This window comes from Rhodococcus sp. 05-2254-5 (assembly GCF_002258575.1).
Lineage (GTDB): Bacteria > Actinomycetota > Actinomycetes > Mycobacteriales > Mycobacteriaceae > Rhodococcoides > Rhodococcoides fascians.
The window spans coordinates 274,418-297,773 of record NZ_NOZG01000029.1 but is presented as its reverse complement, the minus strand read 5'-3'; the positions used below and the strand labels follow the sequence as shown (position 1 = coordinate 297,773).

General features: G+C 66.1%; 28 protein-coding genes. 24 read left to right on the top strand and 4 right to left on the bottom strand.

What is annotated here, in order from left to right; genetic code table 11:
• Nucleotides 1–2: 2 nt before the first annotated feature.
• From CH278_RS20860 to CH278_RS20825, 8 genes are all read left to right on the top strand, one after another.
• Nucleotides 3–845, top strand: coding sequence for a sugar phosphate isomerase/epimerase family protein (locus CH278_RS20860; protein WP_094622739.1), 843 nt, complete (start codon nt 3–5; stop codon nt 843–845).
• A gap of 20 nt (nt 846–865) precedes the next feature.
• Nucleotides 866–1,723, top strand: a complete 858-nt coding sequence (locus tag CH278_RS20855) for a thioesterase family protein (RefSeq protein WP_032369773.1) — start codon at nt 866–868, stop codon at nt 1,721–1,723.
• Between the two features lie 18 nt (nt 1,724–1,741).
• On the top strand, nt 1,742–2,557 hold the full coding sequence (proC, locus tag CH278_RS20850; RefSeq protein ID WP_027498355.1) for a pyrroline-5-carboxylate reductase: 816 nt from the start codon (nt 1,742–1,744) through the stop codon (nt 2,555–2,557).
• A 127-nt stretch (nt 2,558–2,684) separates the two neighbouring features.
• Entirely contained in the window at nt 2,685–2,921 is a 237-nt protein-coding gene (locus CH278_RS20845; protein ID WP_008713658.1) for a helix-turn-helix domain-containing protein, read from the top strand.
• Between the two features lie 231 nt (nt 2,922–3,152).
• Nucleotides 3,153–3,254: a 30S ribosomal protein bS22 gene (locus tag CH278_RS20840; RefSeq protein ID WP_003402602.1), complete on the top strand. Its 102-nt coding sequence runs from the start codon at nt 3,153–3,155 to the stop codon at nt 3,252–3,254.
• A 166-nt stretch (nt 3,255–3,420) separates the two neighbouring features.
• The gene (locus tag CH278_RS20835; protein WP_256991892.1) at nt 3,421–4,548 is read left to right on the top strand and encodes an NAD-dependent epimerase/dehydratase family protein; all 1,128 of its coding nucleotides are present in this window, start codon (nt 3,421–3,423) and stop codon (nt 4,546–4,548) included.
• Nucleotides 4,545–5,594, top strand: coding sequence for a lysophospholipid acyltransferase family protein (locus CH278_RS20830; protein WP_032390608.1), 1,050 nt, complete (start codon nt 4,545–4,547; stop codon nt 5,592–5,594). The genes CH278_RS20835 and CH278_RS20830 overlap by 4 nt, the downstream gene beginning before the upstream one ends.
• Before the next feature lie 19 nt (nt 5,595–5,613).
• Nucleotides 5,614–6,102: a GNAT family N-acetyltransferase gene (locus tag CH278_RS20825; RefSeq protein WP_032365213.1), complete on the top strand. Its 489-nt coding sequence runs from the start codon at nt 5,614–5,616 to the stop codon at nt 6,100–6,102.
• An 18-nt stretch (nt 6,103–6,120) separates the two neighbouring features.
• On the opposite strand, the gene CH278_RS20820 is transcribed toward CH278_RS20825, so the two are convergent.
• The gene (locus CH278_RS20820) at nt 6,121–7,056 is read right to left on the bottom strand and encodes an HAD family hydrolase (protein WP_045840673.1); all 936 of its coding nucleotides are present in this window, start codon (nt 7,054–7,056) and stop codon (nt 6,121–6,123) included.
• A 204-nt stretch (nt 7,057–7,260) separates the two neighbouring features.
• On the opposite strand from CH278_RS20820, the gene CH278_RS20815 reads away from it, so the two are divergent.
• The 15 genes from CH278_RS20815 to CH278_RS20745 all read left to right on the top strand — a co-directional run bounded on the left by CH278_RS20815 (nt 7,261) and on the right by CH278_RS20745 (nt 18,342).
• Nucleotides 7,261–7,542 (top strand): glutaredoxin family protein, encoded by a 282-nt coding sequence (locus tag CH278_RS20815; RefSeq protein WP_094622738.1) that lies wholly within the window; start codon nt 7,261–7,263, stop codon nt 7,540–7,542.
• Between the two features lie 155 nt (nt 7,543–7,697).
• The gene (locus CH278_RS20810; RefSeq protein ID WP_094622737.1) at nt 7,698–8,510 is read left to right on the top strand and encodes a redox-sensing transcriptional repressor Rex; all 813 of its coding nucleotides are present in this window, start codon (nt 7,698–7,700) and stop codon (nt 8,508–8,510) included.
• Complete coding sequence (locus CH278_RS20805) at nt 8,507–9,904, top strand: glutamyl-tRNA reductase (protein ID WP_094622736.1); 1,398 nt, start codon at nt 8,507–8,509, stop codon at nt 9,902–9,904. Before CH278_RS20810 ends, CH278_RS20805 begins: the two co-directional genes overlap by 4 nt.
• The gene (gene hemC / locus CH278_RS20800; RefSeq protein ID WP_027498348.1) at nt 9,901–10,860 is read left to right on the top strand and encodes a hydroxymethylbilane synthase; all 960 of its coding nucleotides are present in this window, start codon (nt 9,901–9,903) and stop codon (nt 10,858–10,860) included. The genes CH278_RS20805 and hemC overlap by 4 nt, the downstream gene beginning before the upstream one ends.
• A gap of 159 nt (nt 10,861–11,019) precedes the next feature.
• The gene (locus tag CH278_RS20795) at nt 11,020–12,582 is read left to right on the top strand and encodes a uroporphyrinogen-III synthase (RefSeq protein ID WP_027498347.1); all 1,563 of its coding nucleotides are present in this window, start codon (nt 11,020–11,022) and stop codon (nt 12,580–12,582) included.
• Between the two features lie 112 nt (nt 12,583–12,694).
• Complete coding sequence (gene hemB / locus CH278_RS20790; protein WP_027498346.1) at nt 12,695–13,669, top strand: porphobilinogen synthase; 975 nt, start codon at nt 12,695–12,697, stop codon at nt 13,667–13,669.
• Nucleotides 13,666–14,304 carry a hypothetical protein gene (locus tag CH278_RS20785; protein WP_228139282.1) on the top strand — a complete coding sequence of 213 codons (639 nt, stop codon included), beginning with the start codon at nt 13,666–13,668 and terminating at the stop codon, nt 14,302–14,304. The genes hemB and CH278_RS20785 overlap by 4 nt, the downstream gene beginning before the upstream one ends.
• A gap of 81 nt (nt 14,305–14,385) precedes the next feature.
• On the top strand, nt 14,386–14,559 hold the full coding sequence (locus CH278_RS27675; protein ID WP_155288423.1) for a hypothetical protein: 174 nt from the start codon (nt 14,386–14,388) through the stop codon (nt 14,557–14,559).
• 35 nt (nt 14,560–14,594) lie between these two features.
• The gene (locus tag CH278_RS20775; RefSeq protein WP_141214821.1) at nt 14,595–15,035 is read left to right on the top strand and encodes a hypothetical protein; all 441 of its coding nucleotides are present in this window, start codon (nt 14,595–14,597) and stop codon (nt 15,033–15,035) included.
• Complete coding sequence (locus CH278_RS20770; RefSeq protein ID WP_027498343.1) at nt 15,025–15,513, top strand: hypothetical protein; 489 nt, start codon at nt 15,025–15,027, stop codon at nt 15,511–15,513. The genes CH278_RS20775 and CH278_RS20770 overlap by 11 nt, the downstream gene beginning before the upstream one ends.
• On the top strand, nt 15,510–15,761 hold the full coding sequence (locus CH278_RS20765; protein WP_069973073.1) for a hypothetical protein: 252 nt from the start codon (nt 15,510–15,512) through the stop codon (nt 15,759–15,761). The genes CH278_RS20770 and CH278_RS20765 overlap by 4 nt, the downstream gene beginning before the upstream one ends.
• A 16-nt stretch (nt 15,762–15,777) precedes the next feature.
• Nucleotides 15,778–16,059, top strand: a complete 282-nt coding sequence (locus tag CH278_RS20760; protein ID WP_027498342.1) for a metal-sensitive transcriptional regulator — start codon at nt 15,778–15,780, stop codon at nt 16,057–16,059.
• A gap of 21 nt (nt 16,060–16,080) precedes the next feature.
• A complete protein-coding gene (locus CH278_RS20755; protein WP_027498341.1) occupies nt 16,081–16,284 on the top strand; it encodes a heavy-metal-associated domain-containing protein in 204 nt (67 codons plus the stop codon).
• Nucleotides 16,285–16,369: 85 nt separating this feature from the next.
• Nucleotides 16,370–17,545, top strand: coding sequence for a PQQ-dependent sugar dehydrogenase (locus tag CH278_RS20750; RefSeq protein ID WP_032365219.1), 1,176 nt, complete (start codon nt 16,370–16,372; stop codon nt 17,543–17,545).
• Nucleotides 17,545–18,342: a cyclase family protein gene (locus tag CH278_RS20745; RefSeq protein ID WP_032365220.1), complete on the top strand. Its 798-nt coding sequence runs from the start codon at nt 17,545–17,547 to the stop codon at nt 18,340–18,342. The genes CH278_RS20750 and CH278_RS20745 overlap by 1 nt, the downstream gene beginning before the upstream one ends.
• A gap of 14 nt (nt 18,343–18,356) precedes the next feature.
• Here CH278_RS20745 and CH278_RS20740 read toward each other — a convergent pair whose 3' ends face one another.
• The 3 genes from CH278_RS20740 to CH278_RS20730 are packed head-to-tail and all read right to left on the bottom strand — an operon-like array spanning nt 18,357 to nt 21,967.
• A complete protein-coding gene (locus tag CH278_RS20740) occupies nt 18,357–20,324 on the bottom strand; it encodes an acyl-CoA dehydrogenase family protein (protein WP_032365221.1) in 1,968 nt (655 codons plus the stop codon).
• 43 nt (nt 20,325–20,367) lie between these two features.
• On the bottom strand, nt 20,368–20,574 hold the full coding sequence (locus CH278_RS20735) for a hypothetical protein (RefSeq protein ID WP_027498338.1): 207 nt from the start codon (nt 20,572–20,574) through the stop codon (nt 20,368–20,370).
• Nucleotides 20,575–20,620: 46 nt separating this feature from the next.
• Nucleotides 20,621–21,967, bottom strand: a complete 1,347-nt coding sequence (locus CH278_RS20730; RefSeq protein WP_052054570.1) for a serine hydrolase — start codon at nt 21,965–21,967, stop codon at nt 20,621–20,623.
• A gap of 84 nt (nt 21,968–22,051) precedes the next feature.
• Between CH278_RS20730 and CH278_RS20725 the strand changes: the two genes are divergently transcribed.
• Nucleotides 22,052–23,338, top strand: a complete 1,287-nt coding sequence (locus CH278_RS20725; RefSeq protein ID WP_373557341.1) for an adenosylmethionine--8-amino-7-oxononanoate transaminase — start codon at nt 22,052–22,054, stop codon at nt 23,336–23,338.
• Nucleotides 23,339–23,356 lie beyond the last annotated feature (18 nt).

Genomic DNA, 23,356 nt, shown 5'->3' with positions numbered 1-23,356 from the left:
CGATGGCGGCGAAGCGAATCAAAGTCGGATTGTCCACGGCCTCGGTGTACCCACAGAACACCGAGGCAGCGTTTCGCTATGCCGCCGATCTGGGTTACGACGGCGTCGAACTGATGGTGTGGGCCGAATCGATCAGTCAGAACGTCGATGCGGTGGCTGCGCTGTCACGTGAGTACTTGATACCGGTGCAGGCCATCCATGCGCCGTGTCTGCTGATCTCACAGCGGGTGTGGGGATCGGATCCGATCGTCAAACTGGCCCGGTCGGTCGAAGTGGCCGAGAAGTTGGGTTCGGCGACCGTCGTCGTGCATCCGCCGTTCCGCTGGCAGCGCAAGTACAGCGACGGATTCGCCGATCAGGTGGCGGAACTGGAATCGAACTCCCACGTCGTGGTCGCAGTGGAGAACATGTTCCCGATGCGTGCCGACAGATTCTTCGGGCGCAAGGAGAAATCCGCCCAACGGCTGGAACGACGCGGAGGCCCGGGAGCGGCGCTGTCGGCGTTCTCGCCGTCGTACGACCCGACCGACGTCGGTCACGGCCACTACACACTCGACCTCTCGCACACCGCGACCGCAGGCTCGGACGCACTCGAGATGCTCGACCGGATGGGCGACGGGATAGCGCACCTGCATCTGGCCGACGGCCGCGGCGCGTCCGTGGACGAGCATCTGATCCCGGGGCACGGCAGCCAGCCCTGCGCCCAGGTCTGCACCGAACTGGTGCGGCGAGGATTCGACGGTCAAGCCGTCATCGAGATCAACACTCAGAATGCGCGCACGGTGCCCGAGCGTTCGTCGATGCTGGACCAGGCGCTGCAGTTCGCCCGCGCACACCTGTCCTGACTGCCGGTAAGTTGTCCGGAATGAGTTCCACCAGCCCGTTCCGGGCCGCAACCACACTGGTCCCACTCGACGTCTCCGCAGACACGGCGTCCTTCGCCGGTGCGATCGATTCCACCTGGACCATCGGCCCCAAAGTGCACGGCGGGGCGATGCTCGCCATCTGCGCGGCCGCGGCGCGTCAGCAGATCGTGCTGATCGACCCGGCCCAGGTCGAGATCCAGCCTTTGGCCGTCAGCGTCAGCTATCTGGCCGCGCCCGACCCAGGCGAAGTGGCGCTCACGACGATCGTGCGCAAGCGCGGCAGGCAGGTCTCGCACGTCGACGTCGAGCTGACTCAGGCCGGACGCGTCGCAGTGCGGGCGGTGGTCACCCTCGGTCGGCCCGACTCGGAGGAACCGAACCACGAAACCCCGTTGTCGCTGACGTCGATGGCCGCGGAGCCTCCTGCGGACACCCTCGCGGTGGCAGGCGATCACCCCATGGCGTCGATCGTGCACGTCGCCAAGGGCTGCGAGATGCGGATCGAACCGTCGTCGGCATCGTTTCTCACCGGTCAGCAGGGTGAGGCCGAAATTCGACTGTGGGTGCGCCCCTTCGCGGGCGACGAAGCCGACGCCGACACGTCGGTGCTCTTCGCGTTGATGGCAGGCGACATCTCGGCCCCGGTGACGATGAACCGCGGAATGTTCGGCTGGGCGCCGACGGTCCAGCTGACGACATATCTGCGTCGCCGCCCGGCTCCGGGGTGGCTGCGAGTGGCAGCGACCAGCTCCGTCATCGGCAGCACCTGGTTCGAGGAGGACCACCTGATACTCGACTCGACCGGTGCCGTGGTGGTGCAGAGCCGACAGTTGGCGATGGTGCCGCGCTCGAACTGACATGGCAGGCTTGGCCGTATGACGAGAATTGCAGTGATCGGTGGCGGACGGATCGGCGAGGCATTGATTGCGGGACTCCTCGAGGCCGGTCATGCCGTGCGCGACCTCGTGGTCGCCGAGAAGTCCGAGCCGCGCGCCAAAGAGATCGCGAAGGACTTCGGAGTGCTGACCGCCAGTGTCGCCGACGCGGCCGAGGGAGCCGACGTCATCGTGCTGGCGGTCAAGCCGGCCGACGTCGAGGGCGCACTGAATCAGATCACCAAGATCGAGCTCGACGGTGACCGCGAACAACTCATCGTCTCGCTCGCCGCAGGCGTGCCCACCGCCAAGTTCGAGCCCAAGCTCCCCGCCGGATTCCCGGTCGTACGGGTCATGCCCAACACCCCCATGCTGGTGGGGGAGGGCGTCAGTGTGCTGGCGCCGGGGAAGTACGCCCGCGCCGAGCACCTCGAGCTCGTGCGTTCCATCCTCTCGGCCGTCGGCAAGGTCGTCGTCGTCAAGGAACATCAGCTCGATGCGGTGACGGCCGTGTCCGGGTCCGGTCCGGCCTATTTCTTCCTGGTCGCCGAGGCCATGATCGACGCGGGAGTGGGCCTGGGATTGAGCCGGGATGTCGCGTCTGCACTCGTCGCACAGACGATGGTGGGGTCGGGAGCGATGCTGGATCGCTCGGACGAGTCCGCCAGCGAGCTTCGGTATGCCGTGACCTCCCCGGGCGGAACGACCGCCGCGGCGGTACGCGAATTGGAGCGAAACGGCCTCCGAGCTGCGTTTTTCGATGCTCTCGGTGCAGCCAACGCCCGATCGATTGAGATGGGCATCACAGCAGAATAAAAAATCTTTTCCCCACACCCGTCGCAGTAACCCCATCTGTCCCTATAGGCTCGGGGGCAGCACGTGCGTGTCTGTTCGGCAGGAGGGGAAGCCTGCCGCATGAGACGTGCCGGAGGTAAGTGGATTGATGGCGTCTATAAACAAGCCGTCCAAGGGTTCGTCCCCGGACGGTCAACCGGCTCTGGCCGGAACACAGTTCCTCACCGTCGCCGAGGTGGCGACTCTGATGAGAGTTTCGAAAATGACCGTGTACCGACTGGTGCACGGCGGAGAGCTGCCCGCAGTACGGGTGGGTCGATCTTTTCGTGTGCACGCCAAGGCGGTACACGACTATCTCGAGACCTCGTATTTCGACGCAGGCTAGTGCACGTAGCTAGGTCGTAAGACCGGGCCGGTTTCGTAAGTCACGGCTCACACCGGTAGGATTGGCGTTCGTCGTGCCAGCCAGCCGGTGTGCAGCCGTGGGCGAGTACGTGGCCCCAGCGCCAGCTCGGTGACCAAGGTTGTTGGCTCGAAGCCTTCGGGCTTGGTTGTCAGGTAGGCGTACGCAAACGGCGTGCGCGAAAACGCTAGAGAAGAACGTGAGGACACCCGCATGGGTTCAGTGATCAAGAAGCGTCGCAAGCGCATGTCGAAGAAGAAGCACCGCAAGCTGCTTCGTCGTACCCGCGTGCAGCGCAGGAAACTCGGCAAATAAGCCTGCCGTCATCTGCTTCACGGCCGAGCCCGTCACCATCGGTGGCGGGCTCTGCTCGTTCGAAGGCGAGTTGCATCTCTCCTTCCAGGCCTCCTTTCCTTTCAGACCTCGCGGAAACCTGTCGATCCAGTAGGCTCGGCACGGGAGCCGAAGTTGGGGAGGCGCAGTGAGTCCGAGCGATCGTGGTGTTGCCGCGCCCCGGGTGGTGCTCGTGACCGGTGCCAGTCGATTCCTCGGCGGATACCTCGTGACCCGGCTCGCTCAGAATCCTCGCATCGAACGTGTCATCGCCGTCGACGAGAAATCTCCGAGCAAAGATCTGCTGCGACGTATGGGTCACGCGGAATTCGTTCGTGCCGACATTCGAAACCCGTTGATCGGCAAGGTGATTCGTAACGCCGGCGTCGATACCGTGGTGCATGCGGCCACGGTCGCCAAGCCCCCGAAATCCGGCGGCCGCGCGACGATGAAAGACCTCAACGTCATCGGAGCCATGCAGCTGTTCGCGGTGTGCCAGAAGTCGCCGACCGTGGAGAAGGTGGTCCTGCGGTCGTCGTCCTCGGTGTACGGATGCAGCGCCAAGGATCCGGTGAAATTCACCGAGGAGATGAGTGCCCGACGCCCACCGAGCGGCGCGTACGCCAAGGACACCATCGACATCGAGGGCTACATTCGCGGACTCGGTCGTCGTCGCCCGGATATCGCGGTATCGATCCTGCGTATGGCCCCACTGATCGGCCCGCGGCTCAACGGCACCATCTCCCGGTACATGACGTCACCGCTGATCCCGAGCATCGTCGGACGCGACGCGCGCATGCAGTTGTTGCACGAGGAGGACGCCCTTGCGGCCCTCGAACGCGCGACCATCGGCGGGCCGGCGGGCACGTTCAACATCGGTGCCGACGGCACCATCATGCTGTCGCAGGCGATTCGACGTGCCGGTCGCGTGCAGGTTCCGGTGCCGTTTCCACTGTTCAAGAGCGTGGGGCGGGCGCTCATGGGCGGAATGATGCGCGAATTCACGACCGAGCAACTCGATTACTTCCATTTCGGCTGCGGGCTGGACACCACACGGATGCGGTCCGTGCTCGGGTTCGAGCCTCGGTGGACCACAGTCCAGGCGTTCGACGACTTCGTGCGCGGCGCGGCTCTTCGGCCGGTCGTCCGAACCGAATGGGTCGACGCGATCGAGAATCGGCTGCTCGGGGCCGTCGACACGGGGGCGTCCGCGGCGCGCGTACTGGCCTCGCTCGGCAGTGCCGACACGGCGCGAGAATCCGGAGCGGACAGGTGAGCGACGTGGCCAAAGTCATTCCCTTGCACGGCGGCGCGTCCGCCCGGTCCGCCCGCGCAGCGCAGGGTTCACGCGAGCGGCACCCATCGGCCTACGCCGACCCACGTGAGCCGACGCCGCTGGTGGACCCGACCCCCGCCGCTACTGCGGCCACGATCGCCGCAGAAGCGGCACCCGTGCTGTCGATGATCGACGACACCAAGACCGCGATCGTCGACCAGATCTCCTCGGTCGCCGAGTTCGTGCGTCGACGCCTGGCCGGCGACTACAGCGTCGACGAGTTCGGCTACGACCCGCACTTCGCCGATGCCGTCTGGCTGCCGCTGCTGCGTCCGCTGTTCGACAAATGGTTCCGCGTCGAGGTCAAGGGCATCGAGAACATCCCCGCCGAGGGAGGTGCGCTCGTCGTGGCCAACCACGCCGGAGTCGTACCGGTCGATGCGCTGATGACGTCGGTTGCCGTGCGCGATCATCACCCTGCCCACCGGCCGTTGCGAATGTTGGCTGCCGACATGGCATTCGAGATGCCCGGCGTCGGCACGATCGCCCGCAAGGCCGGGCATACGCTGGCGTGCAATCCCGACGCGGAGCGGCTGCTGCGCACCGGGGAAGTTGCCGCCGTGTTCCCGGAGGGCTTCAAGGGCATCGGCAAACCGTTCAGTGAGCGGTACAAGTTGCAGCGGTTCGGCCGCGGCGGCTTCGTCTCGGCTGCGCTGCGAACGGGTGCGCCGATCATTCCGTGCTCCATCGTCGGGTCAGAGGAGATCTACCCGAAGATCGGCGACATCGCCCCGCTGGCACGACTGATGGGGATGCCGTACTTCCCGGTGACACCGTTCTTCCCGCATCTCGGGCCGCTGGGCCTGATTCCGTTGCCGTCGAAGTGGTACATCGAGTTCGGCAAGCCCATCCACACCGACTCCTACGACGCCACCGCGTTCGAGGATCCGATGGTGCTCTTCGAGCTGACCGACCACGTGCGCGAAACCATTCAGCACACGTTGTACCGACTGCTTGCCAAGAGACGCAACGTCTTTCTCGGATAGCTCGGGTTATCCTCTGCCAGTGCATATTCGCGACACCACGGTAGAAGACCTCCCCGACATTCTCGACATCCACAACGATGCGGTCGCCAACACCACCGCCATCTGGGACGAGGAACAGGTGGACCTCGCCGATCGCACAGCGTGGTTCGAGGGACGGATCGCTGCCGGGTACCCGGTACTCACCGCGGAGGTCGACGGCCGGGTCGCCGGCTACGCGTCGTACGGACAGTGGCGAGTCAAGAGCGGCTATCGGCACTCGGTGGAACATTCGGTGTACATCCACCGCGACTTCTATCGCCGCGGCCTGGCCAGTGCCCTGCTGAGCGAATTGATCGACCGGGCCCGAGGCGGCGACATCCACGTGCTGGTGGGGTTCATCGAATCCGAGAACACCACGTCCATCGCACTGCACGAGAAGTTCGGATTCGTTCGCGTCGGACAGATGCCGGAGGTGGGGGTCAAGTTCGGGCGCTGGCTGGACCTGACCCTGATGCAACTGACGCTCTGACCCGACGGGCGGGCGAGGTCAGGCCTTGCGGCGACCGATCACCGCGGCGAGACCGCCGCCCACCGCGCCCAGGGCCAGCGCAGTGGGAACGCCGATCTTGGCGGCCTTGCGTCCGGTGCGATAGTCGCGAATTTCCCAGCCGCGGTTCTTCGCCAGCTCACGCAGGTCCGGATCGGGGTTGATCGCGACCGCGGTACCGACGAGCGAGAGCATCGGCACGTCGTTGTGGCTGTCCGAATACGCGGTGCACCGCTTGAGGTTGAGGCCTTCTCGTACGGCCAACGACCGCACCGCATGAGCTTTGCCGATGCCGTGCAGGATGTCGCCGACGAGACGGCCGGTGAACACCCCGTCCTTACTTTCGGCGACAGTTCCCAGTGCGCCCGTCAGGCCCAGCCGCTTGGCGATGATCTGCGCCAGTTCGAGGGGAGTGGCGGTGACCAGCCACACCTGCTGACCTGCGTCGAGGTGCATCTGGGCCAGGGCACGGGTGCCCGCCCAGATCTTGTCGGCGATCATCTCGTCGTAGATTTCCTCGCCGAGCCGGCTCAGTTCGGCAGTGGGACGACCGGTGATGAACGAGAGCGCCTTCTCGCGGCCACTGGCCACGTCCTCGCTGTTCTCCTTGCCGCTGACCCTGAATTTGACTTGCTGCCAAGCGAATTGGGCGACGTCGCCCGTGGTGAAGTACTTTCGGGCGGCGAGTCCGCGCGCGAAGTGGATGATCGACGCGCCCTGGACCATGGTGTTGTCCACGTCGAAGAAGGCGGCTGCGGTCAGATCGCGGGGAACCGCTCCCTCGGACTCGACCTGCAGGGCGAGAGCGGCATCGGCGCTCGCTTCACCCGCGACGTTGGCGCGGACCTCCGCATCGGACGGGCCGAACGGATTGCGAATCCGGCGAATACGCCGCTTGCGCTGCTTGTCCCCGTCCGGATCGTTCGTGTCGACCATGTCGACATCGGGCGTGTCCTCGATCGGCAGGTCTGTGCCCCCGTCAGTCACCACGTCCACCTCCCTCGCCAGTACGTCACTCGCAGCCTAATGCGTGCGTCCGACACGAGCGTCGCACGACGGCACCTACCGACGATGAACAGTTCCCGACGCACCGCGCAGCTGTGACCTTCGTCTCTGTTACCGGCATGTCAGAGTGGACGGATGAAAACGACTCCGTCCGGCGTGGCACTTCTCACCCGCGCAGGCTGCCATTCCTGCACCCACGCGTCCGCGGTGCTCCACGAGGTGTGCGCCGAATTCGGCGTCGCCGTGACGGTCATCGACGTGGACGAGGCCGCGGCCGAATCGCCTGACCTGCGCGCGGAGTACGGGGATCGAGTGCCCGTGGTGCTACTCGACGGTGTCGAGCACAGTTACTGGGAGGTCGACGTGCCCCGATTGCGGGCCGATCTGGGCCGGGCAGGGCACCCTAAGAACGTGTGATTGCTCTCCGTGTGCAGGTGAGGGCCGGTATGCGCAACTTTGTTCATTCGTTCACAAGCAGTTACCGTGGTGTGAACAGCATTCGTGAAATAGACACGAACGCAGGATCAGCGTGAAGACCGGCATCGACGCCGTTCGGACGAGGAGCCCCAGACGTGACCGAAGAGCGCCCGTCGCCCAGCGGCGTAGAGCGGGTCATCCCTCAGGCTACGGTCACTCGTCTGGCGACATACCTGCGGGTCCTCTCGATCCTTGCAGACGAAGGTGTTCTCATCGTCTCGAGTGAAGAGCTTGCCACCGCAGCAGGCGTCGGATCAGCGAAATTGCGCAAAGATCTCTCGTTCCTCGGACCCAACGGTGTGCGCGGAGTCGGTTACGACGTCGCGCGCCTGCGCGCCAAGATCGACAGTGCTCTCGGGCTCGACCGTGGCCACCGCGTCGTACTGGCCGGTGTGGGCAACCTCGGTCAGGCTCTCGCCGGATACGGCGGCTTCGCACGTCGCGGATTCACCATGGTCGGCCTGTTCGACAACGACCCCGCGCGAGTCGGCACCGAGGTCGAGGGACTCATCGTTCGGCATATCGACGAGCTCGAAGACGCCTGCCGCGAACTCGAGGCGACCATCGGTGTCATCGCCACTCCCGACGAGGCCGTCCACCAGGTGGCGGGCAGGTTCGTTTCGGGCGGAGTCGAGTGCATCCTGAGCTTCTCGCCGATGGTGCTCGACGTCCCCGACCACGTCGAGGTACGCCGAGTGGACCTGGCCGTCGAGATGCAGGTTCTGTCCTTCAACAGCTCCCGCAACGTGTCCGGGCCGACGATCGTGACGGCCCCGGTGCCGACGCCCGTGTCGGCGTCGCCGCTGCCTTCCACCTCGCGTCTGGGTCGCAGTCACGGCCCGCGCATCGCCGGTAATCCAAGCCCAGTCAACAGTTCGACAAGAAACGGATCGGTGATTGCACCGTGAGTGTCCTTCTCGTCGGGATATCGCACCGTAGCGCTCCCGTCGCAGTCCTCGAGCGTGTCGCCATCACGGACACCGATCGCCCGAAACTGACCGACAAACTGATGGCCAGCGGAAACATCTCCGAGGTCATGGTGGTCTCCACGTGCAACCGCGTCGAGATCTACGCGGTCGTCGACGCGTTCCACGGCGCACTGACCGCCGTCGGCGAAGTTCTCGGTGAGCACTCCGGCCTCGAAATCGCCGACCTGACCAAGCACGCCTACGTTCGGTACAGCGAGGCAGCCGTCGAGCACCTGTTCGCCGTGGCCAGTGGCCTGGACTCGATGGTCATCGGAGAGCAGCAGATCCTCGGCCAGATTCGATCGGCCTACGCCGCTTCGGACGGTCAGCAGGCATCGGGCCGCGTCATGCACGAACTCGCGCAGCAGGCTCTGCGAGTCGGCAAGCGCGTGCACAGCGAAACCGGCATCGACGCCGCCGGAGCCTCGGTGGTGTCCGTCGCTCTCGACCGCGCCGCAGACGTGTTCGGCGGCTCGCTCCGCGGCCGCACCGCGGTGGTCCTCGGCGCAGGAGCGATGGGCGGACTCGCCGTCGCACACCTGGGCCGCGCCGGAATCGACGCGCTGACCGTCGTCAACCGCACCCGCGAACGAGCCGACCACCTGGCCGAGAACGCCGTCTCGAACGGAATCGCCGCCTCCTCGGTCGCGCTCGAGAACCTGGCCGACGCAGTGGCCGCCGCCGACATCCTCGTCACCTGTACCGGTGCGGTGGGGGCCGTCGTCTCCATCGCCGACGCCCACCTCGCACTCGCCCGCCGCGACGCAGACCGGCCGCTCGTGATCTGCGACCTGGGACTGCCGCGCGACGTCGACCCGGCCGTCTCCGGTCTGCCGGGCATCACCGTCTTCGACATGGAATCCCTGCAGCGCGACCCCGCTGCCGGAGCTGCCGCGAACGACGCGTCGGCCGCACGCGAGATCGTTTCCAACGAACTCTCGGGTTACCTTGCGGGACAACGACTTGCCGAGGTCACCCCCACCGTCACAGCGCTGCGCCAGCGCGCCGCCGAGGTGGTCGAAGGGGAACTGCTGCGGCTCGAGTCGCGGCTGCCCGGGCTCGACTCCCCGCAGCGTGACGAAGTGGCCCGCACCGTGCGCCGCGTCGTCGACAAGTTGCTGCATTCACCGACGGTGCGCGTCAAGCAGCTCGCCAGCACTCCCGGCGGAGATTCCTATGCTGCGGCGCTGCGCGAATTGTTCGAGCTCAGCCCCGGTTCGGTCGAGGCCGTGGCGACTCCCATGGAAATCGGTTCCCTGGAGTTGGTCGACGACTTCACGGCGAGCCGTACCGATCTTCGCCCCGGAACCACCGCCGAGGGGGATCAGGAATGACCGGCGTCGTCAAGATCGGTACTCGCGGAAGCCTTCTCGCGACCACTCAGGCCGATACGGTTCGGGTGGCTCTCGCAGCGGCGGGAGTCGAAGCCGAACTGGTGATCGTCAAGACCGCGGGCGACCTGTCGGCAGCACCGGTGCAGACCATCGGCGTCGGGGTGTTCACCGCGGCGTTGCGTGAGGCCCTGGCCGACGGCACCGTCGACATCGCCGTGCACTCGTACAAGGATCTGCCGACCGCCGCCGACGAGCGCTTCACCATCGCTGCCATTCCGGCGCGCGAAGATCCCCGCGATGCACTGGTGGCCCGCGACGGGCTCGTGCTCGGTGAGCTGCCCGCCGACGCGAAGGTGGGTACCTCCGCACCCCGCCGAATTGCTCAATTGCGTGCTCTCGGACAGGGATTGGATGTTCGACCCCTGCGCGGCAACCTCGACACCCGCATCGGCAAGGTGGCCTCGGGTGAGCTCGACGCCGTCATCGTCGCGCGGGCAGGACTGGCCCGTATCGGCAGGTTGGACGTCGTCACAGAAGCGCTGGATCCGGTGCAGTTGCTGCCGGCTCCCGCACAGGGTGCACTGGCCGTCGAATGTCGCAGTGGCGACACCGATCTCGCTGCCTCCATCGCCACACTGGACGATGCACATTCGCGGGCCGCAGTGGCCGCCGAACGCGGACTGCTCGCCGAACTCGAAGCCGGCTGCACCGCGCCGGTGGGTGCCATCGCCGAGGTCGTCGAGTCCATCGACGAGGACGGCCGCATCTTCGACGAGTTGTCGCTGCGCGGCTGCGTCGCGGCCATCGACGGTAGCGACACCATTCGCGCGTCGATCGTCGGGTCACCCGACCGGGCCGAGGAACTGGGCCGCGAACTGGCCCGCGAACTACTCGATCTCGGTGCACGCGAACTCGTTTCGGTCACCGAACCAGCACAGGGCGGATCTCATGTCTAGGGCAATAACGGCACCCGTTCGCGGACGCGCCAAACGCGCGGCGACCCGTCCCGTAGTGCGAAGAGAGTCGATCGCCACTGCCCGGCTGATTCCCAAACGGGGCACCGCAACCCCGATAGAACTGCAGTACCCATACAAGACAGCACTGGAGAACAACCGATGAGCCCAGTCCGCAAGAACACCAACGGACGGATCCTGTTCGTGGGATCCGGGCCCGGTGACCCGGCTCTGCTCACGGTCCGGGCACGGGAAGTGCTCGGAGCGGCCGAGCTCGCTTTCACCGATCCCGACGTCGACAAGGGTGTCACCGCTCTCGTCGGTGCCGACGTCCCTCGCGACGCCGAGACGGGTGAGAACGGGGTCGAGGTGCGCCCGGCACTGGGTGAGCCCGCCGAGGTCGCCAAAACCCTTCTCGCCGAAGCCAAGAACGGCCACGATGTGGTGCGTCTGGTCTCGGGAGATCCGCTGACCACCGACTCGGTGATCGCCGAGGTCAGTGCCGTGGCCCGCACTCACGTGCCGTTCGAGGTGCTGCCCGGTCTGCCTTCGGGCTCCGCGGTACCCAGTTACGCGGGCATGGCACTCGGCTCCGGCCACACCGAAGCGGACGTTCGCGGCGAGGTCGACTGGGCTGCACTCGCGGCTGCTCCCGGCCCGCTGGTGTTGCACGCCACGGCGGGGCACCTGGCCGAAACCGCCAGTGCCCTCGTCGAACACGGCCTGGCACCGCAGACACCTGCAGCCATCACCGTGCGCGGCACCACCCGTCAGCAGCGCACCGTCGAGGCCACACTGGCCACCCTCAACGACGCGGGATCCGAGCTCGTCGGATCTCTGGTGGTCACCGTCGGCAAGGTCGTCTCCGGACGAAACAAGATGTCCTGGTGGGAGTCTCGCGCACTGTACGGCTGGACCGTGCTGGTGCCGCGCACCAAGGACCAGGCCGGCGAGATGAGCGATCGCCTCGTCACCCACGGGGCCATCCCCATCGAAGTTCCGACCATCGCCGTCGAGCCCCCGCGGAGCCCGGCTCAGATGGAGCGGTCCGTCAAGGGCCTGGTCGACGGCCGCTACCAGTGGGTCGTGTTCACCTCGACCAACGCCGTTCGCGCGGTGTGGGAGAAGTTCGAGGAATTCGGCCTGGACGCGCGTGCGTTCTCCGGCGTCAAGATCGCCTGTGTCGGTGAGGCAACCGCGGCCAAGGTGCGCTCGTTCGGCATCAATCCCGAACTCGTTCCGTCGGGGGAGCAGAGCTCGCTCGGACTGCTCGAGGACTTCCCGCCGTACGACGAGGTCTTCGACCCGGTCAATCGAGTTCTGTTGCCGCGCGCCGACATTGCTACCGAGACGCTCGCCGAAGGGCTGCGCGAACGCGGCTGGGAGATCGACGACGTCACGGCCTACCGCACCGTCCGGGCAGCGCCGCCCCCCGCCGAGACCCGCGAGATGATCAAGACCGGTGGATTCGACGCGGTGTGCTTCACCTCGAGCTCCACCGTGCGGAACCTGGTCGGTATCGCAGGTAAGCCGCATGCTCGCACGCTCGTGGCATGCATCGGCCCGAAGACTGCCGAGACGGCCGTCGAGTTCGGTCTGCGCGTGGACGTGCAGCCGGAGTCGGCTCAGGTCGGACCGCTGGTCGAGGCACTGGCAGAACACGCGGCTCGGCTGCGAGCCGAGGGTGCACTGCCGCCACCGCGCAAGAAGTCACGCAGGCGGTAAGAAGTCACGCAGGCGGTAAGAAGTCACGCAGGCGCTGAATGCGCTTCGTGCGCGTTGTGCGTAGCTCCGGCTACGCACAACGCGCACGACGAACCAAGTGAGGCAGGTTCGCTTGTTCCCCACCGACCGTCCCCGACGCCTTCGCCGCACTCCGGCACTGCGCCGCCTCGTGGCCGAAACGTCGCTGCAGCCACGGCATCTGGTGTTGCCGATGTTCGTCGCCGACGGCATCTCCGAGCCCCGCGCGATCAGCTCGATGCCCGGAGTGTTCCAGCACACGCTGGACTCGCTGAGCAGGGCCGCCGAGGAAGCAGTCGCAGCCGGTGTCGGCGGCGTGATGTTGTTCGGTGTCCCCAAGGTCGAGGACAAGGACGAGAACGGTTCGGGGGCAACGGATCCCGACGGAATCCTCAACCGGGGCCTGGCCCGTCTGAAAGCCGATCTCGGTGACTCGACGGTCATCATGGCCGACACCTGCCTCGACGAGTTCACCTCGCACGGCCACTGCGGTGTGCTGAGCGAGAACGGCTCGATCGACAACGACGCGACGTTGCTGCGGTATGTCGACATGGCCGTCGCGCAGGCGGAATCCGGAGCGCACCTGCTCGGGCCGAGCGGCATGATGGACGGCCAGGTCGGTGCCATTCGTGCTGGACTCGATGCGGCCGGTCACGTCGAGGTGGGGCAGCTGGCGTATTCGGCGAAGTATGCGTCTGCGTTCTATGGACCGTTCCGTGAAGCGGTCGGCTCGTCGCTGCAGGGTGACCGTCGGACGTATCAGCAGGACGCGGCCAACCGTCGTGAGGCGACCCACGAGGTCGAGCTCGATCTTGCCGAGGGTGCCGACATGGTGATGGTCAAGCCGGCGATGTCGTATCTGGACATTCTCCGCGACGTGGCCGAGATGTCACCGGTTCCGGTTGCGGCGTACCAGATTTCGGGGGAGTATGCCATGATCACCGCCGCTGCCCAGAACGGGTGGATCGACCGGGACGCCGCGGTCCTCGAATCGCTCGTCGGCATCAGGCGCGCCGGTGCAGATGTCGTACTGACCTACTGGGCAACCGAAGTGGCGGGCTGGCTGTGAACGATTTTCCTCCGAGCAACAACGCGGACGGTAGCAATCCTGACAGCAACGTGCCGAACAATCCTCCGTTGCAACCGGACTGGCAGCGCTGGGAGCTCGAACACGGCTTCCCTCAGTCCGGTCCCGAGCTCGAGCCGGCCGCTCGCCCGGCACCGGTGGATGTGGAGACTGCCCGGCACCTGTGGTGGGGAGTTGCGCTGATCGGTGCGATCTCGGCGCTGTACTCGGTGTGGACGCTGTTCGGCGCACGCGCGGAATTCGCGCAGTCTCTGCTCGACGACCTCGCAGCACAGGGTGCGGCGGCGGACATGACCGTCGAGTCCACGCAGTCGATGGTGACGGTGATGCTCGTCGTGACGCTGTTCGTCGTCGTGGGATTCGGTGCCCTGTTCCTGTTCTGGGTGAAGCGGATGCGTGCCGGCAAGATGTGGGCGCGCATGCTGCTGACCGTCATCGGCTCGATCACCGTGTTCACCACGATTCTCGACCTGTTCGCGATCGCATCGAGTACCGGTGCGATGAACATCGTCATGAGCGTGCTGAGCATCGGCCAAGGTGTGCTTGCTGCGGGTGCGATCTACCTGATGCACCGCAAGGAATCCAACGAGTACTTCCTGTCCTCGCGGAAGCGCTGATTTCGAGCGTGTTCCGCGCGCTGAGCCCGCCGGTGTGACTACCATCACTTTCGATAAACGTATCGAGTGATCGGATCGAACATGGCAGAGAACATTCCGGTGCCGCCCAGTCGTGCCCTCCCGGAGTCGATCGCGGCGGCCGAGAGCAACGCGTGTCCCGCCGAGAACGGCAGGCCCGGGTGGGCATTGCTCGGTCTGCTGCTCGCCGTGTCGGCGGCCATCGCCATCATGGCGCTGGGAATCTCTGCCGGCTGAACTCCGTGCCACCGCGCGGTGGCAGTATGTCGAGCGTGAGTGCTGACATTGACGAATCGATGGTTCGTCCCCGGGTGGTCTCCACCGCGTACTGGTTGTGGTTGGCGTCGGCAGTGATGCTGATCGTCGTCTGCATGATCGCGCTCACGCTGCCCGTCGAGCAGATCCGCGCGTCGTTCACCGACGGCGGTGCGAGCGACGAACAGATCGACTCGTTTCTGACCGTGTTCCGAGGTCTCGGTGTCATCTTCGGCGTGGTCGGCCTGGCAGTGGGGCTGATGTCGGGCCCCGTCCGAGGTGGCGACCGACGGTTCCGACGGGCGTTGGTGGCGCTGTCCGGGGCCACCGCGCTGCTCTTGACCTTCGCCGCGCTCGTCTTCCCGTTCGTGTTGCTGATCATCACGATCGCACTGGTCGTTGCATCGGTGCTGGTGTATCGCCCGTCGGCGCGAGAGTGGTTCGTTCGTGAGCAATGATCTCGGCGGCACCGACCCCGTTCTGTTCCACGAGCCCGGTGGCCGTTGGCGCGCTCTGCTGTGGGGCCCCGCGTTCTGTCTGGTGGTGCTCGCGGTCGAGCTGGCGTCGGGACCGGTGATCCACTGGTTCGCCCTGGCGCTGTTCTCGCTGATTCTCGTTGGACTGACCTACGTACAGCTCCGCGCGGCCCGCATGCATGTCAGCGTCGAGCTGACCACCCGGCAGCTGCGCCAGGGGACCGAAACCGTCGACGTCGCCGAGATCACGGAGATCTTCCCGCCTGCCGAGTACGAGGACGGCGAATACGAGCCGAAGAAGTGGGAAACCGCACGCGTTCTCGGTGAGCTCTCGGGGGTGCCGCGCAAACGGCACGGCATCGGGCTGCGACTGGTCGGCGGCGGACTGGTGCAAGCGTGGGCAAAGGACGACGACGGTCTACGCGCCGCACTCGAGACGGCGAAGCAGGAGTACGTGTGAGGAAGTCCGTCGGCTGGGTGGAACTGGTCCTCGCAGTGGTCGCGGTGATCTGCGCGATGGTGTGCTGGAAGGCAGGCGTACGCACCACCGAATTCGCCGCCGTTCCCGACGTGTCTCCGGCGTACACGGGCACGTACTACTCGGGGTCGTGGATTGCGGTCGCCGCCCTGGCGGTGATCGTCGGGGGACTGGTTGCCATCGATGGCGTCCGTCGCCTGCTGACGGACGAAACTCCCCATACCGGGTAGGGGTATGATCGACGGCATGAGCAGCTACAGCGCCGAACAGGACGACCTGCTGAAAAGACTGCGTCGCATCGAGGGGCAGGTGGCCGGCATTTCACGCATGGTCGCCGACGACCGGTACTGCATCGACGTTCTCACCCAGGTATCCGCGGTGACGAAGGCGTTGCAGTCCGTCTCGCTGAAGCTGCTCGACGCCCACCTCGCCGGGTGCGTCGTCGACGCCGCGCGGCAGGGCGGACCCGAAGCAGACGCGAAAGTCAAAGAGGCGTCCGAGGCCATTGCGCGTCTCGTTCGTTCCTGACCAGGCACAGGAGGTAACACAATGCAGACGACCTACTCCGTCGAGGGTATGACGTGCGCGCATTGCGCAGCGTCGGTGAAGGAAGAAGTGTCCGAGGTTCCGGGCGTCACGGGCGTCGATGTGGACGTCGACACCGGAGCCGTCGTAATCAGCAGTGACGCGGAACTCGACGCTGCTGCCGTCGACGCCGCGATCGAAGAAGCCGGCTACCGAATCGCGTCCTGACTGCGTCGGCCATCTCCTCGGTGTGTTTATGATCGTGTGATACCGGTCATATCGGGCTGGTGGCCGATCGTCGTCAGGAGTGTGGATGAACAAGCTGGTGTCCAGTTCCGGTGTGCTCGCCGCCAGCGTCTTCCTGACGTTGGCATGCTCGACGGGAGCGACGGCACAGGCCGATCCGCTGCCCGACCTGACGGTCACCACCGTGCTCGACGGGCTCGCGAAACCGTGGGATGCCGTGGTTGCCCCCGACGGGACGGTGCTGACCGGCGAGCGAGCGGGACGATTCGTCATTCGTGATGTCGGCGGTGCCACTCGCGATCTCGAAGCGGATCTAGGCGATCTCTACGCGTCGGGCGAGACAGGCCTGATGGGCATCGCACTGGCGACGGACTTCGCCACATCCAGAACCATCTACACCTGCCAGGGCGTGCAGGGTCAGGGAACAGGTGCCGGCAGTGCGGGCACCGGTAGTGCGGGCGGGGGCACCGACAACCATATCGCCGTGGTGTCGTGGACCGTCGACTCCGCATGGACCGAGTTGACGCGCACCGGCACTCTCGTCGACGACATCCCCGTCGCCGACGGTGGTCGCCACGGCGGCTGCCGCATCTTGGCCCACCCCGACGGCACCCTGTACATCGGAACCGGAGACACCGCGTCGCCGTCGGTGCCGCAGGATCGAAACTCGTTGGGCGGCAAGGTGTTGCACATCAACGCCGATGGCTCGGCGGCGGCCGATGCACCCGGACGTGTCTTCACGCTCGGTCATCGGAACGTACAGGGGCTCGCGATACGGCCCGGCACTCAAGACATCTACGAGGTGGAGCAGGGAACCACCAGGGACGACGAACTCAACCTACTGGTCCCCGGCGGCAACTACGGCTACCGGCCGGATCGGCTGCCGTTCGTCTACGACGAGTCGGTGCCGATGACCGATCCCACCCGGGTGCCCGGGGCCCGCGCGGCGGTGTGGAGTTCGGGTAGCCCCACTATCGCGACGCCCGGCCTGACGTTCGCCAACGGCGCGGGATGGGGTTCCTGGAACGGTTCCGCAGTGGTGTCGAGTCAGCAGGGCGAGAAGCTCGTGTTCCTCAAGCTGTCCGAGGACGGCACGGACTACGTCGACGAAGCCGACGCCCTGGTGGGTACCTACGGTCGGCTGCGCTCGCTCACCAGCTTCGGAAGCGACGGAGCCTTCCTGCTCACCACGGACAACGGATCCGACGACAAGGTTCTTCTCGTCACCCCTGCTGCCGACTGATGTGCGGCCCCGAGGTCGTCGAGTCTGTTCACCGCAGGATCGGACGTAGGGCGCTGTTCGGGTCGTTGGGGGCAGCTGCTCTGACGGTCGCGGCCGGCGGTGCTGCACGCGCCGCACCGGCGGTCGCAGCGGTGATCCCCGCAGGTCGACTGATCGATCTGACGCACACGTTGAGTCCGACGTTTCCGGTGTGGCCGGGTAACGAACCGTTCTCGATGCACCCGGTCGCCGCCTACGAGTTGGGCGGCTTCCTCGTCAACAAGCTCTCGTACTACGAGCACACGGGCACGCACATCGATGCCCCCGCGCATCGAGTGCGCGGCGGTGCGACGGCCGACATCCTGCCGCTGGAAGACCTGATCGCCCCGCTGGTCGTGCTGGACATCTCCGCGCGGGCCGCGTCGGATCCGGAATCGGTCGTGACGACCGAGGACATCGCCCGGTGGGAGCGCGAGCACGGACGGATACCCGATCGCGCACTGGTGGTCATGCACAGTCGATGGCAGGACCGGCTCGCCGAACGTGCCGCACCCGGGTTCGGCGGTGACGCGGCACGGATGCTGGTGCGCGAGCGCAACGTCGTCGGAATCGGGGTAGACACGCTCAGTCTCGATCGGATGAGCGACCGCGACTATCCAGCGCACACAGCGGTACTCGGCGCGGGCCGATACGGAGTGGAGGCACTGGCGAATCTGGATGCCGTGCCCCCGGCAGGGGCCACGGTCGTCGTCGGCGCACCGAAGCACGCGGGCGCGACCGGTGGTCCCTGCCGGGTCTTCGCGATCTCTCCCGGCTGAACCCCGACTACGCGTCAGTGCGCGTGGCTGGGGTTTCCGGCCGGTTCTTCCTCGGTTCCCGCTCCGGGCTCGCCGAGCATTGCTGCACCGACGAGAGCCTCGGGCACGCCGAAGCCGTCGACCAGCAACTCCGCATGCGGACGCAGGGTGCGGCACCGCTCGTTGATCGCGCGAGTCACTGCCTTGGAGCGCTCGGTGGACAGGTAGCGATGCTCGATGAACCAGGCCTTGTCGTCCTCGATCACCGACAGGGCGTAGAGGTCGCAGACCTCCTCGAGCAGGTCCTTGGTGGTCTCGTCCTCACACGACTCGATACCGGCGATGAAGGCCTCGAAGATGATGCGGTCGATGTGGGCGCTCGCAGCGTGCAGAACGTGGTCCTGTACCGCGTTGAACGCGTCGAACGAACTGCTCTCCTTCGACTTCGACTGCAGACGGCGCGCGACCGTGGACAGCAGATACTCCTCACGATCCTCGAACATCTTGACCTGGGTGCCGCGGTTGAACAGCGACCCCTCCTCTTCGTTGTCCTGACGCCGATCGAGAATGGTCTGCATGATCGCCTGCGCCGCAGTGCGTTTGACGACGCGATCGCCGACCATGTCGGCTGCGAACTTGACCCACTCGACCGGGCTCATCGACTTCACGTCGTCGGCGTACGCGGTGAGCAGTTCCTTGGCCACCAACTGCGTGAGCACGTGGTTGTCGCCCTCGAAGGTGGTGAACACATCGGTGTCGGCCTTGAGTGAGATCAGCCGGTTCTCGGCCAGGTAGCCAGCGCCGCCACATGCCTCGCGTGCTTCCTGGATCGCGGCAGTGGCGTGCCAGGTGTTGGCGGCTTTGAGGCCGGCGGCACGCGACTCGAGCTCGCGCTGCTCCTCGGCATCCGGGTTGTCCGCAGTCTGCAGCTCGTGCATCTTCGACACCAGCTCGTTCTGCGCGAACTGCAGTGCGTACGACTTGGCGATGAGCGGGAAGAGTCGACGCTGATGCACCAGGTAGTCCATGATCAGCACTTCCTGATCGGAACCGGGGGCAGCGAACTGCCTGCGCTGCAACGCATATCGCGTCGCGATGTCGAGGGCGACACGAGCTGCGGCCGCCGCGCTGCCGCCGACGGTGACACGCCCGCGGATCAACGTGCCGAGCATCGTGAAGAACCGCCTGGACGGATTCTCGATGGGGGAGGTGTACGTGCCGTCGGCAGAGACGTCGGCATACTTGTTGAGCAGGTTGTCCCGCGGAATGCGGACGTGGTCGAACATCAGTCGGCCGTTGTCCACGCCGGGGAGTCCGCCCTTGTACTGACAATCCGAGGTCGTCACGCCGGGGAGGTCGTCGCCGTTCTCGTCCCGGAGCGGCACGAAGAAGCAGTGCACGCCGTGGCCCTCGGGCTCCTCGCCCGGCCCTGCGGTGATCAGCTGCGCGAAGACGGCAGCGACGGTCGCAGTCTCGGCGGCACCACCGATGTAGTCCTTGCGGGAGGACGGAGTGGGTGAGTTGATCACGAACTCGTCGGTCTTCGGGTCGTACGTCGCCGTCGTCTCGAGAGACTGCACGTCACTGCCGTGTCCGGTCTCCGTCATGGCGAAGCAGCCCAGCAACTCGAGGTTGATGATCTTCGGTACGTACGCCTCGTGGTGACGCTCGGTACCCAGGTTCTCGATGGCACCGCCGAACAGTCCCCACTGGACCCCGGCCTTGACCATCAACGACAGGTCGCTCATCGCGAGCATTTCGATCATCGTCACCGCGGCACCGACGTCTCCGGTACCGCCGTGTTCCTTCTTGAATCCGTTGTCGGCAGCCCCGGCCGCGGCGAGAAGTTTGAGCTGCTCGAGCGCCTTGGTGCGGGCGATGACGGTGTTCGGTGTGTAATGCGGGCGGAACTCGTCGCGCGCGAGTTGCTTGCGCGCCTCGTTCTTCACATCACGCCAGCGGCCGTCCAGAGTGTTCCGAAGGTGATCCGTTGTGGTTGCCATACTCGACGGTAACCTTTTGCCGCGGCCCGTGAGGCCCGGAACTTCAGACCGGCCAGACGAATTCTCGGAACACGGCCCGGAAGGTCCGCCAGAAGCCGGATCTGCCGTAGGGACCGTCGTGGAACAGCGACGCGCAGTTGTCCTCCATGGCCCTGGTCACCAGGGGACTGAAGTCGGTGAACTCGCAGACCAGGAACTCTTTGAAGCCCGTCGGCCACGCCTGCTGAGCCGGTTCGTGTTGTGCCTCCACGGGCACGAGTGTAATCCAGCGGTAACACCGGTGTTACAAATCCCACTCACTTCAACAGAGCAAAAGCTTCCTGCGCAACCAGGAACGCGTAGCTGGACGGGATCAGGTCGATGGCACCGTCCGCCCGGAACTGCTCGGTGACGATCCAGTCCTGCCCCGAGGCGTCGGTTGTCAGGAACGCCGCGGCGAGGTCGCCAGGAGCGTTTCCGCCTTTGAAGCCGGAGTACGGCCAACGAGCGGGATCGAGCTGCACACCCGGGGTGATGGCCAGGATCCGACGGTTCTCCTCCGCCGACGGGCCGGTCGCCAGGTACCCCACGGCCGCACACACGTCCTGCGCGTTGGCGAACCACTCCACGCCGTCGGCCGATGCCGGGTTGTCGAGAAAATTCTCGAAGTCGATGTCCAGCGGCCGGGAATCGGCTTGCTTCAGGAGCTGCTCGCGAGCGTCGGCGTCCGCGTCCGCCCATTCGGAACGAAGATTCGGATTCCCGAACCCGATGACGAAGAACTGTCGGGTGTCCATCATCGGCGTCATCGCCGCGGGATCGTGATGACCCATCGTGGCGAGCTGAGCCTCGACGCGGCCCCGACCGAGGCGTTCCATCAGCAGGTCCGTGGCGGTGTTGTCGGACAGCGAGATCATCTTCTCCGCGGCCTCGCGTACCGACACCGTCGTGCCGTCGCGGCGGTTCTGCAGCTCACCCGATGGCGCACTCTTGTTCTCGTCGCGGATGGTCAGCTGCTCGTCCCATCGCACGCTGCCCGCCTCGATCTCGTCGGTCAGCGCCCCGAGAACGTACAGCTTGAACACCGATCCCAGCGGGAGCATCGCGTCGGCATTGACCGAGTACACCGACTCGCACTCGCCGCCGTTCAGACGAGACGCGCTGTAGGAGTAATTCGGAGCCACCTTCGACAGGGCGGCATCGAGCTCGTCGAAGGACGAGATCTTCGGAGTTTCCGGACTGGCCAGAATGCCGTCGAGCGTGCCGTCGGCACCGAGGGAAGTGGTGATCGTGGCCGGAATGCCGGCGGTGGTGAAGCGAAGAACGGCGCTGTCCGGGCCGGCCTCGAAACCCGTCGCCACGTTCGGCGCCCCGGCGCGCAACTGCTCGAGAGGTGTGACGAGCCCGCCCATCGGCTCGAGTGCTGCCGCCAGCTCCGCGCCGGTGACGGCGTCCACCGCCGCCGGATCCGGGGCGGCGTCGGCGTTGATCCACTGCAGAATTCGGTCGTTGATCGCGCCCAGCGGCGTCGAGGTGTCGATCGCGAACGCCGGTGCCGTGGTGGTCGTGGGCGTCGGCGTTTCGGACGGTCCCCCGCAGGCGGACAGCGTCAGAGTTACGGCCACGACCACCCCCGCCAGTCTCGTCACGGTGCGCGTCGTCATGTCGCAATGCTAAAGGATTCGGACATTTCGCCACCCGCCCAGTCTCGGTACGGCCGGTCGGGTGCTGTGGCAGTGTGCTCTGGCGTGCTGACTTCAGATGACGTCCGTCGAATAGATTCCGAGCATCTCTGGCATCCCTACAGCGGGTTTCCGTCGACGACGACACCGTTGGTCGTCGACAGCGCGTCCGGAGTTCGACTGACGTTGGCCGACGGCCGCCAACTCGTCGACGGGATGAGTTCGTGGTGGGCGGCGGTGCACGGCTACCGGCATCCGGTGCTGGACGCGGCAGCGCGAGACCAGCTCGACCGCATGAGTCACGTGATGTTCGGAGGCCTCACTCATGCGCCGGCGGCACGATTGGCGGAGCTGCTGGTCTCGATCACGCCGGCCGGGCTGGACAAGGTGTTCCTCGCAGATTCCGGGTCCGTGTCCGTCGAAGTCGCGGTGAAGATGGCAGTGCAGTACTGGCGTGGGCGGGGTGAGAGCGGGCGTACGAAGTTGCTGACGTGGCGGGGCGGCTATCACGGGGACACGTTCGCGCCGATGAGTGTCTGCGATCCGGACGGCGGGATGCACAGGTTGTGGACCGGTGTGCTGGCGCAGCAGGTGTTCGCGCCCGCGCCACCCGCCGTGGCCGATACGGCGGGTATTGCCGCCTACGTCGCCGAGTTCGAGCAGGTGCTCGCGGCGCACGCGAACGACGTGGCCGCGATCATCGTCGAGCCGATCGTGCAGGGTGCCGGCGGAATGCGCTTCCACGACGCACGTCTGCTGCTCGCACTGCGCCGACTCGCGGACGAGTACGGCGTGCTGTTGATCTTCGACGAGATCGCCACCGGGTTCGGCCGCACCGGTGAGCTGTTCGCCGCCGATCACGCGGGCATCGCACCCGACATCATGTGTGTCGGCAAAGCGTTGACCGGCGGCTACATGACGCTGGCGGCGACGCTGTGCACCACCGACGTGGCCGAGACGGTGTCGAGCAGTGAGGCGGGCGGTCTGATGCACGGGCCCACGTTCATGGGCAATCCACTGGCCTGCGCGATCGCGGTGGCGTCGGTGGAGCTGCTGCTCTCGCGCGACTGGCGCGCCGAGGTCGCCGCCGTCGCAGACGTGCTGACCGAACGGCTCGAGCCGGCCCGGTCGCTCCCGGGCGTGGCCGACGTGCGCGTGCTCGGCGGAATCGGGGTGATCGAACTGACCGGCGCGGTCGACATGGCACGTGCGACGGCCGTCGCCGTGGACGCAGGTGTGTGGCTGCGGCCGTTCGGCAGGTTGGTCTATGCGATGCCGCCGTATGTCTGTACCGAGGCGGATGTGGCAGCCATTGCCGATGCCATGGTGGCGGTGGCGCGCGACCATACTTGAACACCCATACTTGAACAC